Source organism: Mycolicibacterium holsaticum DSM 44478 = JCM 12374, from assembly GCF_019645835.1.
GTDB classification, from domain to species: domain Bacteria; phylum Actinomycetota; class Actinomycetes; order Mycobacteriales; family Mycobacteriaceae; genus Mycobacterium; species Mycobacterium holsaticum.
In genome coordinates this window covers 5,512,528-5,530,893 of record NZ_CP080998.1, presented here as the reverse complement: position 1 = coordinate 5,530,893, position 18,366 = coordinate 5,512,528, and the positions used below count along the sequence as shown (strand labels likewise).

Genomic DNA, 18,366 nt, shown 5'->3' with positions numbered 1-18,366 from the left:
CGCGGGACAGCCCATGCTGGTCGCGGAGTTCTAAAGGGACTCACCCCGCCATGGTCGATTGCCCCAGCGGTCGATGTGCGTAACCTCACCCACCGGAAGGCGGGTGTTTGGTCCATACTTTCCGCGCGGCCAGCCGAGTGGAATCACGCCCACCGGTGTGACGCTGCGAGGCAACCCGAGAATGCGGCGCAGCTTTCCGAGCCGCCAGAGAGGCAGTGAGATGAAGCCTGCGCCGAGGCCTACGGCGCGCGCCGCGAGCAACAGATTCTGCGTTGCCGGATAAACCGAGGCGTAAGGCGCGGAGTTCAGCAGGATCGGCCGACGCGGAATACGACCTGACCAACACACGACGATTACCACGGGTATTTCGTGGAAATGGTCGCGTTGCCACTCGATTGCCTTCCACGTGCGAGCCCACGCTGTGTCGGTGCGCACTCGCCGACGGTAGTACAACGACATGAAAGGAAAGCCGCCGCGGTTCAATCGCGCTAGCTCCGCTCGTACAGCCGGGTCTTTGACGATGACGAAGGCGGACTTCTGCTCGTTACCCCCGTTGGGCGCTTTTATCGCGAGTTCGATAACACGCTGGAGTACAGCATCTTCCACCGCGTCGGGATACAAGCGCCGGATCGCCCGCTGCGTCTCGATCACCTCCTGGAGGGGCATCGTCAGCCCGCGCAGCGCAGCATCGACCGTCGGGATGACTCCGGGAGGCACTGGGTTTTCTGTCACCACGAGCACCCTTTCAGTAACTCGACGCGGACCATTCAGGCCAGTCCGGCGTCGACTCGAGCGCGTCCACCCCGTGACGGCACCGATGCCATGGGCCGCTTCCAGTACCGCTGAATCGGCTTCGGTGCAACGGAGTTCGGGATGAGCGGCTGAAGTTTCATAATCGCACTTCTTCTACTCTCCACGAAGCCGGCGGCCGAAGGCCTATATATTAACCTGGTTATATAATACTGTACGCTGCACTCGTCGCGACGGCCGCAGCTCACCTCGGGCCGACGCCGGCCACCTCGAAGAGGCCTCAAGCCCGGTATCGGCCAGCTGTGAAACGCAAGGTGACTACGCGGATATGCGTTCGGCCGCCGTGCTGAGCCTGGATAGCGTCGCGGCCATACCGTGTGCCAGCTTGCGGGGCCGCCGCAGTACACGGTCCGCGATCAGTACCGCCCTCGGCGTACCCACGGTCTGGAATCGTTCAGTGAGCAGCGTTCCGGTTCCATCAGGGCTCAGCTCGTAGCTCCACCGCGTCAGCGCGCCAGTAGAGTGGCTTGCGCCGTATACGAACTGATGTGGCCGATCGGCTATTTCGATCTCACAGGTCGTTGCCCAGGTCAGCGGACCCCACCGATTCGACCCGCGAAACCGTGCGCCCACGACTGCGCGATCGGCTCCGTCGAGCCATTGTCCGCCGGTGCACTCCGGGCTCCATTCGCCCATCCGGGTGATGTCGGTGAGCAGCTCCCAGATGACTTCGGGTGGCGCTGCGCTTCGCCGACTGGCGCTACCGGAAATCGGCTTCATGACGCGGCCTGTGATGCGGACGTGGCGTTCGGCGGCTCTTCCGTGAGCAGCAAAGCACCTGGCGGCGCCAACTCGACGATCGGGTCCATGGTTTTCCGTTTCCGTTCCGTCGACGGTACACAATGCTATAACCTAGTTGGTATATTCGCACAAGAGACCAATCCGCACCAGTAGTCCGACAGGAAGGGTGGGGCTGACCGTTTCCACAGACTTGCTGGTCGAGGACCTCGTTGCGAGACAGGCCCGTCACCGTCCGGACCACATCGCCATCCAACATGGCGACGGTGCCCTCACCTACCGGGACTCGGACCGTCTAGCGGATCGGTTGGCGGCCGGATTCGCGCATTTCGCTCAGTTGCGTCTTTGGCGATGACGAAGACGGACTTCTGTTCGTTGCCGCACCCTCCAGCGATTCGAAGTGGGCCGTTCGCGGCCGCTACCTCCGCCAATCAAACGTATCAAACACTAACCTGGTTATAGGATAATAACGTCGGCTCAGTCGTCAGGAGCGCTGCACTCGCGCGAGGAGGGAAGTCGCATGACTGCCCAGGAGAAGATCACGTTCTGCCGGCTGTGTGAGCAGATGTGTGGTCTGCGGGTCACCGTCGACAACGGGGTCGTGACCCGCATCAGGGCGGACCGCGAGCATCCCCTGACGCGTGGGTTTGCCTGCCCGAAGGGGCTGGCGGCCAACGAAATTCAGTACGATCCCGCGCGGGTCACCACGCCGCTGCGGCGCACCGCTTCAGGTGGATTCGAACCGGTCACCTGGAGCGCCGCGCTGCACGAGATCGGAACCCGCCTCCGCGGCGTCATCGATCGATACGGCCCGGAATCGATCGGCATGTATCAGGGCAACCCCGCGGCATACAGCATCGGCCACTATTTTTTTGCCAAGGGCATGATGGACGCGCTGGGTAGTCCGCACTTCTACAGTCCCGCATCCCAAGACACCAGCAGCCGTTTCGCGGCCTCGTACTTCCTGTACGGGTCACCGGTCAGCGTTCCCATCCCGGACTTGCCGCGGACCGACTTCCTGCTGATGGTCGGCGCCAACCCGTTTGTCTCACATGGCTCCCTGATGCAGGGGGGTCTGGTTCGAGTCGACATGCAGGAGATCGTGGAGCGTGGCGGCCGGGTGGTCATCGTCGATCCACGCCGCACCGAGACAGCCGAACGCTTCGAGCATGTCGCCGTCCTGCCCGACGGTGACGCGTGGCTGTTGCTGGCGCTGCTGAACGTCATCTTCGCCGACGGGCTCCAGCACCCGAGGGCCGCGGCGATCGCGACGGGTCTGCCGCAGCTGCGGCAGGCCGTGCAGTCCTTCACACCCGCGGCGACCGAGAAGCATTCGGGTGTGCCCGCGGCCGTTGCCCGGGACCTGGCCCGCAGTCTCGCGGCGGCCCCGCGCGCGGCGGTGTACGGCCGGGTCGGCGCCTGCGTGGGCAGCTACGGAACGCTGGTGAACTTTCTGCTCGACGCGCTGAACGTGGTAACCGGAAATCTGGACCGCCCCGGCGGCGCCGTGTTCACCACACCGCCGATCGACTTCTGGGGGATCGCTCGAAACGGCGGGTTCGACACCTACGGGGCCAGGCATACCCGGATCGGTGGCTACCCGGACGTGGTCGGCATGATGCCCGCCGGGATCCTGGCCGATGAGATCACCACACCGGGCCCGGGCCAGATCCGCGCCATGTTCGTCAGCGCGGGGAACCCGGTGCTGTCGGTCCCCAACGGCCCGGCCCTCAAAGCTGCGCTCGAGACCGTCGACCTCATGGTGAGTATCGACTTGTACATCAACGAAACCAACAGCACCGCCGACTACATCCTGCCGAGCACGACCTTCCTCGAACGAGAGGACGTCAATGGTCTGGTGCTGCCCTACCAATACCGCACTTTCGTGCAGTGGACCCCGGCAGTGGTGCCGCCACTGGGTCAGGCTCGCGAGGAGTGGACGATCATCCGGGACATCAGCGCCCAGCTCGGCCTCGTTGCGTCCAGTTCGCCACTGATCAGACGGCTGGGCCGGTTCGCCCGTCGGTTGACGCCCGCGCTGATGCTGGACATGATGCTGCGCTTCGGTTCCGCCGGCGACCGTCTCGGTCTTCGCCGCGGCGGGCTGAGTCGGCGTCGCCTGCTGTCTCGTCCGCGGGGCGTGTTGGTGGCTGAGGAGGTGAAAACCGGTGTGCTGGAACGGGTGATCACCCGGCCCGACGGCCGGGTGAACCTTGCGCCGCCGGAGATCATCACCGTGGCGCAGGGTTTGTTCGACGAGGTGCGCGACGCCGCCGTGGGGCCGTATCCGCTGCGGCTCTTCGGCCGCCGTGAACTGCGCTCGCTCAATTCGTTCACGCACAACTCTCGTCGACTCAACCCGCGGGCGGTCGCGCCTGCGCTGCTCATGCACCCCGACGATGTGCAGCGATTCGGATTGCAGGACGGCGCCACGGTCCTCATCGAATCCGCCACCGGTGCGGTGCGGGCACAACTGTCGAGCACCGACACGGTCATCGTCGGAGCCGTCTGCCTCCCGCACGGCTGGGGGCACAACGGCGACGGCAACTGGCAGCACGCCAATGCCACCGGGGGTGCCAACTTCAACGCCCTGACCGCCAGCGGGGCGGGCGCCCTGGAACCGCTGGCGGCGATGTCGATTCTCAACGGCGTGCGCGTGAAGGTCAGCGCACTGGACTGACCCGAGGCGGACGGGATGGAAGGACCGAGTTGGCGAAGACGGGCAACACCATTTGCCAGATCTGTCTGACGAACTGCGGCATCGAGATCACGGTGGACGAAGCGAGCAACGCCTACTCATGGGTGACTTCTGTCGGAAGGGCAAGACGGCCAACGGGGTCGTCCAGCATCCGCCGGCCGTCCCCGGTCAAGCTGGCCGCGGTCGATGGCCTGCTGGCCGCCGCGCAAGTGTGAGGCATTGGCGGACAAGCGAAACCCAAGCCGCCTGCATCGTCACCTCCGTGCAATCTCGCATCTTCCGCGGATCGGATAAATCATATAACCTGGTTGTCGTAATCCAAATGAACCGATCTGCGCTGATCGTTCGACCGGAAGGGTGGGCCGACGATTTCCACAGAATTGCTGGTCGCCGACCTCGTTGCCAGACAAGCCCGTCGCTGTCCCGACCACATCGCCATCCAACATGCCGACGGTGCCGTCACCTACCGGGAGTTGAACCGTCTGGCGGACGGGTTGGCGGCGGGGTTCGCGGCTTCCGGCGTTGCGTCGGGTGATCGGATTACGCTCCTTGCGTCCAACTCTGCGCAGTATCTGCAAGTCCTGCTCGCATGTTCGAGCATTGGAGCGACGTTGGTGCCGATCAACGTCCGCTTGATCGCCGAGGAGGTCCGCTTCCAAGCTGAAGACGCCAACTCGCGATTCGCGGTGATCGACCCGGCATTGGTTTCGGTGGCCACGGACGCTGGGTTGTTCGAACGCACCGTCTGGCAGACCGGCCCTGAATTGAGCGAACTGGCCGATCGCCATGTGGGCGGGGCCGGGTTGCCTCGGCCCGACGCCGGTTCCACGCTCACCCAGCTCTATACCTCGGGCACCACTGGTCGCCCCAAGGGGTGCCTGCTATCTCAATCAGCTTGGCTTGCGGCTGTTTCGAACCAGATAATGGGGTTCGGCTTCCGCGGCAGCGACGTGACCACGATTGCCAGCCCGCTGTTTCACGTCTCGGGCTTAGGCCAGGCCTTGACCACTTTCGCCGTGGGCGGCACCGTCGTCCTGCCGACGTCACCATCGGCAGAGGATATCTGGGCGAGCTGCCGTGAATATAAGGTGACGGTGGCCGCGTTTCCCGCCGGCTTGGCAACCGCTCTGCAGCACCCAGCAGCCGCCGAGTCCGGCACGGGCCTGCGCCTGGTTCTCGGTGGGGCGGGTATGGAAAAGCTCGACACGCTCAACCTCTTGGCCGAGAAACTACCTTCGGTCGAATTCGCGGGTATCTACGGCAGCACGGAAGCGGGCGGCTACACGACCCGCAGCACCCTTGACGACGAGATCAGTCACCCCGGCACCATTGGCCGTCTCCTGCCGCTGACCGACGCAATCCTGTTGGACGACACTGGTACACAGGTCGAAGTCGGCGTAGTGGGGGAGTTGGCATTACGGGGTGCCAGCATGATGACCGGCTATTGGAACCTGCCCGCCGAGACCGCCGAGGCGACGGTCGATAACTGGCTTCGCACAGGCGATCTCATGCGGGCCGACGAACAGGGCTACCTCTACTTCGTCGGTCGGTCGAAGGAGATGGTCAAGCCCGGTGGTGAGAACGTCTACACGATCGAAGTCGAGCAGGCGTTGCTGAAACATCCTCGAGTGAGCGAGGTGGCCGTCATCGGCGTCCCCGACGAACGTTGGGGCGAGGCGGTGAAGGCAGTCGTCGTGGCGAACGGCCCGGTCGAACCCCGAGAACTCGACGCTTGGTGTCTCGGACGGCTGGCCCCGTACAAGCGACCACGATGGTACGAGTTCCGCCAGAGCACGCTGCCCCGCACGGCGATGGGGAAGGTACCGAAAGCCGAGCTTCGGGCCGGTCATGATCCGAAGACGTCGATCCGCCTGGATGAGCGAGACCGCGCAGCCACGGAAATGAGGGACTGATGCAGGCAGATTCAGTGAAGATCGGCATCGATATCGGCGGAACCTTCACCGACGGCATCGCGCTTACCCCGGACGGCCGAGTCGCACAGGCAAAGACCCTGTCCACGCACGACACCAACCCGGCAGACGGAGTGATGCGAGCCGTGGCATTGCTGGCCGCGAGTCTCGGACACGACGTCGAGACGCTGCTGCAGACAACAGACCGGTTCAGCCATGGCACGACGATCGGCACCAACCTGGTCGTCGAGCGCAAGGGCACCCGCGTCGGCCTGATCACGACCCGCGGTCACGGCGACAACCTTCGAATCATGCGGGGCGCAGGCAGAGTGGCTGGCCTGCCGATCGATCGCGTTTTCGACGTGCAAAAGACCAAGAAGCCCGCGGCGCTCGTAGCACCCGCCTGCGTTCTCGAGGTCGATGAACGCGTCGACCGCCACGGGGAGGTGCTGGTCGCTCCTGATCTGCCACGTATCCGCGCGCAGCTCGAAGAGTTCCTGAAATCACAGCCGATCGACGCATTGGCGATCAGCCTGCTGTGGTCGTTCAAGAATCCCGTCCACGAGGAACAGATCGCGGCGCTGGCCCGCGACATCCGGCCGGATCTGTTCCTGAGCCTGTCCTCGCAGGTTTCGCCGCGCCTCGGCGAGTTCGAGCGCACCGTGGCAACCGTGCTGAACGGTTACATCGGTCCAGCCAGCCGCAAATACATGACCGAGACGGCACACCGGCTGCGCAGTCGGGGACTGAGCAACGAACTCCTGATCATGCAATCCCATGGCGGCGTGGTTCCGGTGACCACCGCCGTCGATGTTCCGCTGGCCACACTTGATTCCGGTCCGACCGGTGGATTGGCCGCCGCAGCCGGCCTCGCGACAACGCTGGAGCAGCTCAACGTCGTAGCAACCGACATGGGAGGCACCAGCTTTGATGTCGGGCTGGTGGTGGGTGGTGAGCCGGTGCTCGCAGAAGCGCGGGTGATCGACCAGTACACCTACCGCGCACCGGCGCTCGATGTGCGCTCGATCGCGTGTGGCGGGGGCTCTGTGGCGTGGATCGACCCCTACTCAGGATCGCTGCGAGTCGGCCCGTCCTCAGCGGGCAGCAACCCCGGCCCGGTCTGCTATGCACGGGGTGGCACTGAGCCGACAGTGACCGATGCCGATCTCGTGCTTGGCCTGCTGGATCCGGGCGGATTTCTGGGCGGCACCATGTCGTTGGACATCGACGCCGCTCGGGCTGCGTTGGCCGAATTGGGCGCGGGGTTGGGACTTTCGGCCGAGGAGACGGCGGCTGGAATACTGCGAATCAACAACAACAACGCCGCGACGTTGATCCGGCAACGCACGGTTGAACAGGGCCTGGATCCCCGTGAGTTCATGATCTACGCCTTCGGCGGCGCCGGCCCAGTGCATGCGTGGGGTTTTGCTGCCGACCTTGGGGCTGCCGGCGTGCTGATCCCATTGGGTAACGGCGCATCGGCATTGTCCGCGTACGGAATTGCTTCCACTGACGTGTTCCGGTATTTCGACACCGAGTGTCTGCTGCCCGCGCCGTTCGACCACGAAGAGTTCGATCGTCTGTTGTACCAACTGGAAACGACGGCGTCCAAGGCGCTGACGGAGGTCGGCTTCGACCCCGACCAGATATTGCTCGACCGCTTCGCCCTACTGCGTTACGCCGAGCAGTACGCGTACAGCATCCGGCTCCCCCTGGCCGACGGCGACGCCGAGAAATGGACGGCGGACCTGTCGGCCCGTTTCACTGACGCCTACTCGCGGCTCTATGGGTCCGGAGCGGTGTCGTTGTTCCACGGAATCGAGGCCTTTGCACTTCGGGTTCGTGCGCGGATCGCTTCCGGGGCACGTCCCCAGCCGCAATCAGACGGATCGACCCGTTGTCACCACGCAACGAAGGACGTGTTCTGGCCCGACGCGATGCGCTGGGTGACCACTTTGATCTGGGACGGCAGCGATCTCGCTGCCGACAGCCCCGTTGCCGGCCCCGCGATCGTGCAACTGCCGCACACCTCGGTTTCAGTGCCGGCCGGACACCGGTTGACCCGTGACCTGTGGGGCAATCTCCTGCTACAGCCCGTGGAGGCGACGTGACGTCGGACGGCCAGACAATTCAAGCGGCCCCACAAGCCCGCTACTGGGACGGGGTGCAACGCCCCTACATACCCGGGGCCCGGTTGGACATTGCGCCGAATCTATCGCTTCATACCGACGTGGCCGAAGATCTTGATCCGGTCACCTACGAAGTCATCCGGTATTCGCTGCTTCAACTGAACTTCGAGCATGCATCGCTGCTATGCCGCCTGGCGATTTCACCCGCGGTGATGATCGCCCGCGACATGCAAACGACCTTGCTGACCGAAGACGGCGATGTGCCGTTCATGGGTCCCGGACTGCAGTATTTCGCCACCGCGAGTTCGCTGATCGCCAAATGGGCGCTCGAGCACCGCGCCGCCAATCCTGGCATCCGCGCGGGCGATATGTTCATTTCCAACGACCCGTACGTCGGCTCACCTCATCAGCCCGACACGTGTATCGCCGCGCCGGTATTCGTCGACGGCGGCCTGTTCGGCTGGGTCACCAACACGATGCACCACCTCGACATCGGTGGTATCAAGTTGGGCAGCACCGACGAGGCGGCCGAAGACATCTTCCAGGAGGGCATTTGTCTTCCGCCGACCACGGTCATGTCCGGCGGCCAGATCCGCAACGACGTCGTCGACCTGTTCGCCCGGTCGAGCCGGTTATCCCCCATGGTGGGAATGGATTTGCGCGCCAGCATCGCGGCCTGCGGCCGGGCGCGCGACCAGCTCAGCGCGCTGGTCGCCAAGTACGGTGCCGGAGCGGTCAAAGCGGTGATGCGAGGCACCATGGTCGCGGCCCGGCAGATCTTCGAGGAGCGGTTGGCTCAGATTCCCGACGGGCGCTGGGTGCATCGGGTGTACGCCGAAACCTGTCGCCCCGGCGACGATGGGGTATACCGAATTCAGGTCGGCGTCACCAAAGAGGGCGGGCGCCTGGTGATCGACAATCGAGGTACCGATCCGCAAGCCGGTTCGCTGAACTGCGGATTCGGAGCGTTCTCGGGTGCGGTGCTGGCGGCCGTTACCGCGAATCTGGTCTCCGATCTGTCGGGTTGCTACGGGGGCGTGTACGCCAATGTCGATTTCGAGCTCGAACCCGGACTACTCAATTGCGCCGAGTTTCCCGCCGCCGTGGGACCGGTCGGCTCGCGCAATGCGATGTTGAACATCAACGCCGCGGCGGTTGCGGTCGCAAAGATGATGTCGTGCGGCACGCCTGCCGTCCGCGCCCGGGCGCTCGGGCCCAACACGACCAACTTCTACGGGGCGATCTGCGCGGGGTCAACGCCGACGAACGGCCCATTCCAGATGTTCGACGCCGACGGCATGATCGGAGCGCTGAGCGCACGTGCCGACGAAGACGGCGTAGACGCCGGCGGGCACTTCTGGATCCCCGAAGGCATCGGCGCCAACGTCGAACACAACGAGCAAAGCAATCCGGTCATCGCGCTGTATCGCCGTCTCGTGTCCGGTGGCGCCGCCGGCGCCGGCCGGTTCCGCGGCGGTCGCGGTGTCGAGGTGGGCTACATGATGCACGGAGCCGACGCTGCCATCCTCTCGCTCTACAAGAATGAAACGATTCCGAAGACACAGGGCCTGTGGGGCGCGAACGCGGGATCGCTTGGCGGGATGCGGGTCAAGACCGAGGCGCACGCGGACACTGTCCTCGCGCAAGGCGCTATACCGCAGGATTTTTCAGAGCTCGATGGTATAGAGACGCCGCTGCCCTTCAGTGGGGGCAGCCACCCTCCGATGACGGAAGGCGACGTGTGGTCGATGACCAATCCCGTCGCACCCGGGCATGGCGACCCGCTGTTACGCGACCCGGACCGGGTAGCCGAAGACCTCGCCGAGGGGGCGTGCTCGGTGGAAACCGCGGCGTCGACCTACGGTGTCGTCTTCGATTCAGCAGGGACTCTGGACGCGGCCGCGACGGCGAAGCAGCGGGCGATCATCCGGCAGCGCCGTCTCGGGTATGCGCCCCGACTCGACTTTCCAGTCGAGAACGCCACGGACGCCGACCGAGTGGGTGATGCGTTGCGCCACACCGACGGGTCATGGTCCTGCCTGTGCGGTGCGGACCTCGGACGCGCGGCCTCTTACAAGGAACTACTTGTCCGGCGAGAGACCCCAGGCGACAAGCTGGGCGCTAGCTATGTCTCGCCGGACCCGCAGATGGCGGCTCGAATGAGCCTGCGCGAGTTCTTTTGTCCGGAGTGCGGTGTGCGGGTCGAGGCGGAGTTGGCCCGAGCCGATGACAGCGACTTGTGCGACATCGAGTTCGCCACGTGACGGTTCCTCCGTCCGCGCCGCACCAGAAACGACAACGACTCTCCAAACACACGAGGAGTAGACACACATGGCAGCCAAGCTCATCCTGTTTGTTCGTCGGCGCGCCGATCTGACGCCCGAGCAGTTCAAGGATCGTTACGAAACGGGGCATGTGCCGCTCGCGCATAGTGTTTCGCCGCTATTACGCAAGTACGTCCGCAACTACCTGAGCCAGTTTCCTGGCGGTCCAGAACCTGAATACGACGCGGTCTCGGAGTTCTGGTTCGACAACATGGCCGACCTCGAGGCGACGGTGGGTTGGGCAGCGAGCGAAGAGGGCCAGGTGCTCGCGCGGGATGAAGCCGAATTCATCGACCGCGACTCGATGCGTCTCTTCATAGCCGATGAGTGCAATCTTGCGGATGACTCGCACGGCTGATCCACCTGTTGCGTGCGCGGAGGTGTTCTTCGTGGGGCTAAAGGTATGCCTTGAGGTTCTGCAGGGCTGCGTCTGCAAAAGGTCCGTGCGCACGTAAGGCCGAATCCGCTAGGGGCATCCGCCGGACCCCGACGCGAGCGAATTCAGCCGCCGTCCCATCGATCCGGTCGGGTGCGTCCGGCCGGCCGAAACGCCACACGGCTCCCTTGGGCGAAGTGACCTCTACGACGAGATCGTCGATCGTTTCTGGCCGCGAGACGCCGCATTCCATCAGCGCATGGGGTATCGCGCGATAGGTGATGTGACAGACGTGGCGGAGCCTGTCGGTATCGACGGGTTCGACACCCAGAGCTGTAAAGCAGTCAAGCCCGTGTGCCCAGGTCTCCATCAGGCGAGCAGTGCATAAGCTGACCGCGGACATCAGGTTGGGCCCCCACGGCACCCGGGCCGCGTCGTCTATTCGCCGGAATGCCGCTAACTGATCATGCCGAGCCTGTCGCCATGACGCCAGCGCTTCGTGACCTGGAGTATTTCCTGCCGGGCTGTCGATGAACGCCGTGTCACCGGAGGCCACCGCGGCGATGATCTTGGCGAAGCGCGCCTCGCCGCCGCCGGTCAGCGACGTTGTCGCCACCTCATCAAACATGGCCAGATGTGCGATCTGATCGCGAACACGCCAGCCCGCGGCAGGTGTGGGAGTGGCCCACTGTGCTTCGTCGAGGCCGGCCACCAGGTCGTCGAGAACCTGCTGTTCGGCAATCAGGTCGTCGAGTACCGATGAATCCATCGAGGCAATGTCCTTCAACCGCACCGTTCGGAAGTTATTCTATTAACTAGGTTATATCTTTAGGAGAACGCTGGGGCGCGTTCTGCCCCACACGTGCGATGTCGCGGTAGTCGGGGCATTACCGGAGATCCTCCCGGCAACGTGAGACGCACCGGTAGAGGCCGGTACCCCGCGGCCTCTGGTGGGCAGTGGCGACTCGAGTCGAGTCGAGCAATTAGGCGCACATTCGCGGCAAAAGACATATCCTGGTTATATATATTGGGGTCCGCACGGCCTGAGGACGGCCTGAGCTTGGTGGGCAAAAGCACGGATAGGAGGTCGGTGATTCTGAGGACGGGCACGCGCCTAGCCGGGCCGGTGTGCGGGGCGCAGATGATCGGCGGGACAGCCGAGGATCTCGACGGCGTCGGGGCGGGCGGAGACACCGTGTTGCTGTGGGGGCGCGAACGCGTGGGGACAGCTTTCAACCCGCGACATCGGCGCGGCCCTTGCGAGCGTTCGGACCGTGTCCTTGTCCCCTCATAACGAATGGGTGTCGTTGCAGATACCCGCATCAGCACGCCTCGGGCATCTCCCGGGCATGGGTTCCCAAGGCTTCGTCTAGGAAGGGCTTGAAGACTGTGCAAACCGGTATCGATGGGCAGACGCCGATCATCGTCGGAGTCGGCCAGATCGCCGACCGTGTCGATGACCCCGGATATCGGGCGTTGTCGCCCATCGACCTCGCTGTGGAGGCGGCCCGTGCGGCAGTGGCCGACACCGGCGCGGATGCTGACGCGCTCATCGCTGCGATTGACGTGGTCGCCGCTACCCGGCAATTCGAGGACTCGACACCGGGAGCGCCTGCACCGCTGGGCAAGTCGTCAGCGTTCACGCTGTCCGTGGCGAATCGCCTCGGCGCAAAGCCCCGACGCGCCGTTCTCGACATCGCCGGCGGGCAGTCACCGCAGCACCTTGTCATCGAGTTCAGCCGCGAGATCGCCGGTGGTAGAGCCGAGGTGGTCGTGGTGACCGGAGCCGAGGCCATATCGACCATCGGGCATCTCGCGAAGTCGGATGACAAACCGGACTTCTCCGACGATCCCGACGACCCAGACGGCATCTTCGAAGATCGCGGCTTCGGACTGAAGGGTCTTGTCACCTTGGAGCAGATCGGGCACGGTCTGATCAACGCACCGGTGCAGTATGGGCTGCTCGAGAATGCGCGACGCTCGGCCCAGGGAAAGTCACGTGTCGAATATGCCGAGGCGATGGGTGAACTGTTTGCTCCGTTCACCGAGATCGCAGCGGCCAACAACCTGGCGGCGGCACGGGATGTGCGAACGGCACGAGAACTCGTCACGGTGACTGAACGCAACCGCGTCATCGCCGAGCCCTACACCCGCTTCCTCGTCGCTCGCGATCTGGTCAATCTGGCCGCCGCGGTGGTGTTGATGTCCGTGGCCACCGCACGCCGGCTCGGTATCGCCGAGGACAACTGGGTGTATCTGCACGGCCAGGCCGAATTGCGAGAGCGGAACCTGCTCGAGCGCAAGGCCCTTGGCGAAGCGCCCTCAGCGGCGACGGCGGTGCGCCACGCCCTCGAGGTGGCAGAGATCGGTATCGACGACATCGACTTCTTCGACTTCTACTCGTGTTTTCCGATCGCCGTCGCCAACATCACCGAAGCCCTCGGCCTTTCCCCGCACGATCCGCGGGGATTGACCCTCACCGGCGGCCTGCCCTACTTCGGAGGTCCGGGCAACAACTACTCGATGCACGCCATCGCTGAGGCGGTCGAGCGCGTACGGGCCAGGCCTGGCAGCCGTGCGATGGTGTCCGCCAACGGTGGTGTGCTGTCGAAGACGTCGGTCGGCATCTACAGCACGACACCGAGCCCGCTGCGCGAAGATGCCAGCGCGTCATTGCAGCGAGAGATCGATGCGCTCGACGCCCCCCGCCACGAACGCCGTCCCAACGGGTGGGCCACCATCGAGACCTTCACCGTCGAACACACGCGAAAAGGCAAGAACGGCGTCGTCATCGGTCGGCTCACCGCGACCGGCGACAGGTTCCTCGCGCTCGTCGCACCGGATGACGACGAGTTGATGGACGTGTTGCAGAGCTCCGATGACCCGATCGGTCAGCCCGTGTATGTCACGGCACTGGGCCCCGGCAACCGCGTCACGGTATCGGAGGCCAAGGCCGCCGAACTCTTCCCGAAACGGGCGCCCGGGCTGCGCGATGCCTACGAGTTCATCACCGTGCGCCGGGACGGCCGGATCTTGGAGATCACGATTGACCGCCCCGACGTGCGCAACTGCCTGCACCCACCCGCACATGAGGAACTCGACGACGCGTTCGACGCGTACTTCGCCGACGACGACTTGTGGGTAGCCATCATCACCGGGGCAGGCGACAAGGCCTTCTGCGCCGGTAACGACCTGATCTACAGTGCGAGCGGCAAGCCGATGTACGTTCCGCTCAACGGATTCGCCGGGCTGACCAGCCGCCGCATGCACAAGCCGGTGATCGCGGCGGTGAACGGGTACGCCATGGGCGGCGGTTTCGAGATCGCGATGGCGTGCCATCTGGTCGTGGCGTCTGATTCGGCCACGTTCGCGCTCAGCGAGGTCAGAGTCGGCCTTATCGCCGGGGCCGGTGGCCTGGTCCGATTGCCCCGCACGGTGCCACCCAAGGTGGCCAACGAACTGATCCTGACCGGTGCCCGCATCGACGCGGCGCGGGCGCACGAACTCGGTGTGGTCAACCGGATCGCACCGGGGGGTCAGGTCATCGAGGCCGCCCGCGAACTGGCTGCCGAGATCATCGCGGGATCGCCTACATCCGTGCGGCTCTCGCTTGAACTGATGGCACAGACCGAAGCCATCGCCGACACCGTGGAGGCGGTGCGCGCTCCTTCTGACGTTGTCGACGAGTTGATGACCAGTGCTGACGCCATCGAAGGGATGACCGCGTTCGCCCTCAAGCGAGCGCCGAATTGGAAGAACCATTGAGCGGCGTGCGCCGCATGACAGCTAGGCGAAAGGTAGGCAACGATGCCTGACAGCACGCTCCCGCTCACCGGGGTCCGCGTGATCGACCTGACCGACGGAATCGCTGGCGCAACAGGGCGATTCCTCGCCGACCTCGGCGCCGACGTCGTACTCGTCGAACCGCCCCAGGGGGTGTCGACGCGACGTAGCGCGCCGCTCCATGAGGGACACGGCCTGCGGTTCGCCACCGCGCACGCCAACAAGCGCGGAATCGTGCTCGACCTGGCCGACGAGTCGGGGCGTGAGGCCCTGAAGGTACTCTGCGACTCCGCGGACGTGGTGCTGGAATCCTATGCGCCCGGACATCTCGCCGGGTTGGGGCTCGGCCATCGGGAGTTGCGAGCACGCAACCCGCGCCTCGTCGTCGCTTCGATCACCAACTTCGGCCAGGACGGACCCTGGCGCGATTGGCAGGCCTCAGAAGCTGTACTGACGGCGATGTCGGCCGCGCTCACCCGATCAGGAGCGCCCGGACGTGAACCGCTGCTTCCACCTGGTGAACTCGGCGGTGAAACGGCCGCCATCGAAGCCGCGTTCGCGGTTCTGCTGGCCTACTACCAGGCGACGGTGAGCGGTATCGGCGAGTATGTCGACTGCGCGCTGCTCGACCTGGTGGTCCGGGGCCTGGACCCCGGGTTCGGGGTCGGCGGGTCAGCGACGATGGGTCAACCACAGATCAACGCGCCGCTCGAGCGCCCCGACCGGCGGATGCTCTATCCCATCCTCCCGTGTCGCGACGGCCACGTCCGGATGTTCATCGCTTCGGCGAAGCAATGGCGCGCGTTGTTCGACTGGCTGGGACGGCCGGAACATCTCGCCGACCCGGGACTGGAACAGATGTTCACCCGGCTCATGCACTGGGACGCGATACGCGCCGCGTTGATCGACCTGTTCGCCGACCAGGCACGTAACGAGATCGTCTCCCGCGGCCGCGAACTCGGCATCGCCGTCGCCGCGTTGCACACCGCCCAGGAGGTGCTGCGCTCCGAACACATCCGGGTGCGTAAGTCGTTTGTCCGCGCAGAGATCGCCCCCGGGTTGACTGCCGACATCGCCAACGGGTTCCTCGAGGTCGACGGACACCGGGCGGGTTTCCGGCACCGGGCGCCCAGCCTCGGTGAACACAATGTCGAGGTGCTGGGCCGAACGGGCGAAACCCATGAACCGGCCGGTGCGCCCCCAGCGCCAAACTCCGTGCGACCGCTCGAGGGCCTGCGCGTACTCGATCTCGGCGTGATCGTCGTCGGCGCGGAGACGAGTCGGCTTCTCGCCGATCAGGGCGCCGACGTCATCAAGGTGGAGAACCGCGAGTTCATCGACGGGCTGCGCCAGTTCGACCAACCCGAGACGTGCAGCTACACCGCCGCGTTGGGTAGCCGCGGAAAGCGCAGCATCGGATTGAACCTGCGCAGTACGGCAGGTAAGGAGATTTTCAACAAGCTCGTCGCGGACTCTGACGTGGTGCTGAGCAACTTCAAGCCCGGCACGATGGAGTCGCTCGGCCTGGATTACGAAAGCCTCCGGGCCATCAACCCGCGCGTCGTCTACCTGGAGAGCAGTGCGCTCGGCAATAGCGGTCCGTGGAGTAAGCAGATGGGGTATGGACCGTTGGTCCGGGCTACCGTCGGGCTCACCGAGGTGTGGCGACATCCCGACTCGGCGGAGGCGTTTGGTGATGACCTCACGGTCTACCCGGATCACTCCGCGTCGCGGGTCGGAGTGGCGGCGGTCATGGCGGGGCTGATCGCCAGGCAGCGCACCGGTGCGGGATGCCGAATCAGCGTGGCGCAGATGGAGACGGTGTTCGGCCAGCTGGCCACCGAATACCTGCGTGAAGCACTGCAGCCGGGGTCCATGATCGCCCGCGGCAATGTCGGCGAGTTCGACGCTCCCTCAGGGGTTTACGCGTGCACAGGCGAAGATGCCTATTGCGCCGTCGACGTGAACGGAAACGCGCAGTGGATCGCGCTGGCGCACGCGATCGGCAGGCCCGACCTGGCCGCAAACCCGGACTACGCCACCGCGGAAGCGCGGGTTGCCCGGCGGGCCGACCTGGACGCCGCGGTCACGGCCTGGATTTCGGCAAAGACGCCGACCGAGGCGCAGGACTGTCTACAGGCGGCCGGTGTGCCCGCCGGTGCCGCCGCGCACGTCGGCGACCTGCTGGCCAATCCCCAGTTGGCGGTGCGCAGGCAACTGGGGGTCCTCAAGCAGCCGGGTTTCGCCGAGCCGATCGACGTCGACATGGCGCCAGCGCTGTTCGAGCACATCGCCGAACCGCAACTGCGGCCGGCGCCGCTGATGGGTGCCGACACCCACGACATCTGCACCAGCGTACTGAAGATGCCGCAGGACGAGATCGACGGGCTCATCGCCGAGGGTGTCCTCGAAACACCGACCGTCTGAACCACAGGAGTAGTAGAGAACCCATGGCCATCCGGACACCGTTCACCGAACTCGTTGGGATTCAGCATCCTCTGGTCGGATTCAACCGTTCACCCGCGGTGGTAGCCGAAGTCACCAAAGCGGGCGGACTCGGTGTGCTTGCCGCTACGGCGTACACACCGGAAGAACTGGACGCACAACTGACGTGGATCGAAAACCAGGTGGGCGGCCTGCCCTACGGTGTCGATCTGCTGGTGCCTGAGAAACTGGCGATCGGGGACCCGAACGACTTGATGGCCAGTCTGCGGGCACAGATCCCCGACGAGCACAGGCAGTTCATCGCCGACCTGCTCATCAAGTATGAAATCCCCGAGTTGCCTCCCGACGCCGACCCGTTGATCAACGACGAGATCGCCGCGGCGATCAACCCCGACGGTGTCGAAGCGCTGCTCGACGTCGTGTTCGAGCATCCGATTGCCTTGGTAGCCAACGCTCTCGGGACGCCTCCGGCTAACCTGGTGCAGCGCGCCAAGGCCAACAACGTCGTCGTCGCCGCGTTGGTGGGCCAGGCCAAACACGCCCGTCGTCAGGTGGCCGCAGGGGTCGATGTGCTGATCGCCCAGGGCACTGAGGCCGGCGGACACACCGGCACCATCGCCACGACGGTGCTGACTCCGGAGGTGGTGTCGGTTGCCGAGGGCCGCCCGGTACTGGCCGCAGGCGGAATCGCGACCGGTGCGCAGATGGCAGCGGGCCTGTCGTTGGGAGCCGCGGGTGTGTGGTGTGGATCGGTGTGGCTCAACAGTTTCGAGGACATCACCCCGCTGGCTATCAAGCAGAAGTTTCTCGCCGCGGGTAGCAATGACACCATTCGTTCGCCGCTGCGCACCGGCAAGCCCGCCCGCCAACTCCGCAGTACCTATCACAGCGAATGGGAGAAGCCCGGTAGCCCGCAGCCGCTGCCCCTGCCGTTGCAACCCATGTTGGTCAACGAAGCGTTCAGCCGGATCGACGCGGCCGCCGGGGACGGACACGCCGGTGCCCTCGAGTTGGAGACGTTCTTCATCGGGCAGGTGGTCGGATCGTTCACGGAGCTACGCCCGGCGAAAGAGATCGCGCTGGGCATAGTCGCGGACTGTGAGCAGCGGTTGCGCACGCTGGCCGCCGAGATCGTCTAGGCCCGGCCGGAACG

Annotated in this window: 12 protein-coding genes; 9 read left to right on the top strand and 3 right to left on the bottom strand. The window is 65.0% G+C overall.

The window, feature by feature from the left end; genetic code table 11:
* Window positions 1-30: 30 nt before the first annotated feature.
* Both K3U96_RS26330 and K3U96_RS27190 read right to left on the bottom strand, forming a co-directional pair.
* On the bottom strand, window positions 31-732 hold the full coding sequence (locus K3U96_RS26330; RefSeq protein WP_230982302.1) for a nitroreductase family protein: 702 nt from the start codon (window positions 730-732) through the stop codon (window positions 31-33).
* 336 nt (window positions 733-1,068) lie between these two features.
* Window positions 1,069-1,530, bottom strand: a complete 462-nt coding sequence (locus K3U96_RS27190; RefSeq protein WP_220691613.1) for an SRPBCC family protein — start codon at window positions 1,528-1,530, stop codon at window positions 1,069-1,071.
* Window positions 1,531-2,068: 538 nt separating this feature from the next.
* Here K3U96_RS27190 and K3U96_RS26320 point away from each other — a divergent pair.
* From K3U96_RS26320 to K3U96_RS26295, 6 genes are all read left to right on the top strand, one after another.
* The gene (locus K3U96_RS26320; protein ID WP_220691612.1) at window positions 2,069-4,228 is read left to right on the top strand and encodes a molybdopterin-dependent oxidoreductase; all 2,160 of its coding nucleotides are present in this window, start codon (window positions 2,069-2,071) and stop codon (window positions 4,226-4,228) included.
* A 29-nt stretch (window positions 4,229-4,257) separates the two neighbouring features.
* A complete protein-coding gene (locus K3U96_RS26315) occupies window positions 4,258-4,461 on the top strand; it encodes a hypothetical protein (RefSeq protein ID WP_069405900.1) in 204 nt (67 codons plus the stop codon).
* Window positions 4,462-4,626: 165 nt separating this feature from the next.
* Window positions 4,627-6,159 carry a class I adenylate-forming enzyme family protein gene (locus K3U96_RS26310; RefSeq protein ID WP_220691611.1) on the top strand — a complete coding sequence of 511 codons (1,533 nt, stop codon included), beginning with the start codon at window positions 4,627-4,629 and terminating at the stop codon, window positions 6,157-6,159.
* On the top strand, window positions 6,159-8,267 hold the full coding sequence (locus K3U96_RS26305; RefSeq protein ID WP_220691610.1) for a hydantoinase/oxoprolinase family protein: 2,109 nt from the start codon (window positions 6,159-6,161) through the stop codon (window positions 8,265-8,267). Before K3U96_RS26310 ends, K3U96_RS26305 begins: the two co-directional genes overlap by 1 nt.
* Window positions 8,268-8,386: 119 nt before the next feature.
* A complete protein-coding gene (locus tag K3U96_RS26300) occupies window positions 8,387-10,549 on the top strand; it encodes a hydantoinase B/oxoprolinase family protein (RefSeq protein WP_220691609.1) in 2,163 nt (720 codons plus the stop codon).
* A gap of 67 nt (window positions 10,550-10,616) precedes the next feature.
* Window positions 10,617-10,967, top strand: coding sequence for an EthD domain-containing protein (locus K3U96_RS26295; protein WP_220691608.1), 351 nt, complete (start codon window positions 10,617-10,619; stop codon window positions 10,965-10,967).
* A gap of 37 nt (window positions 10,968-11,004) precedes the next feature.
* Here K3U96_RS26295 and K3U96_RS26290 read toward each other — a convergent pair whose 3' ends face one another.
* On the bottom strand, window positions 11,005-11,778 hold the full coding sequence (locus K3U96_RS26290) for a maleylpyruvate isomerase family mycothiol-dependent enzyme (protein WP_220691607.1): 774 nt from the start codon (window positions 11,776-11,778) through the stop codon (window positions 11,005-11,007).
* A 587-nt stretch (window positions 11,779-12,365) separates the two neighbouring features.
* On the opposite strand from K3U96_RS26290, the gene K3U96_RS26285 reads away from it, so the two are divergent.
* From K3U96_RS26285 to K3U96_RS26275, 3 genes are read left to right on the top strand one after another with little or no spacing between them, the layout of a single operon-like run.
* Window positions 12,366-14,750: an acetyl-CoA acetyltransferase gene (locus K3U96_RS26285; protein WP_220691606.1), complete on the top strand. Its 2,385-nt coding sequence runs from the start codon at window positions 12,366-12,368 to the stop codon at window positions 14,748-14,750.
* Between the two features lie 42 nt (window positions 14,751-14,792).
* A complete protein-coding gene (locus K3U96_RS26280; RefSeq protein WP_220691605.1) occupies window positions 14,793-17,195 on the top strand; it encodes a CaiB/BaiF CoA transferase family protein in 2,403 nt (800 codons plus the stop codon).
* Between the two features lie 29 nt (window positions 17,196-17,224).
* Window positions 17,225-18,352, top strand: a complete 1,128-nt coding sequence (locus K3U96_RS26275) for a nitronate monooxygenase (protein WP_220693706.1) — start codon at window positions 17,225-17,227, stop codon at window positions 18,350-18,352.
* The last annotated feature ends 14 nt before the right edge of the window (window positions 18,353-18,366 follow it).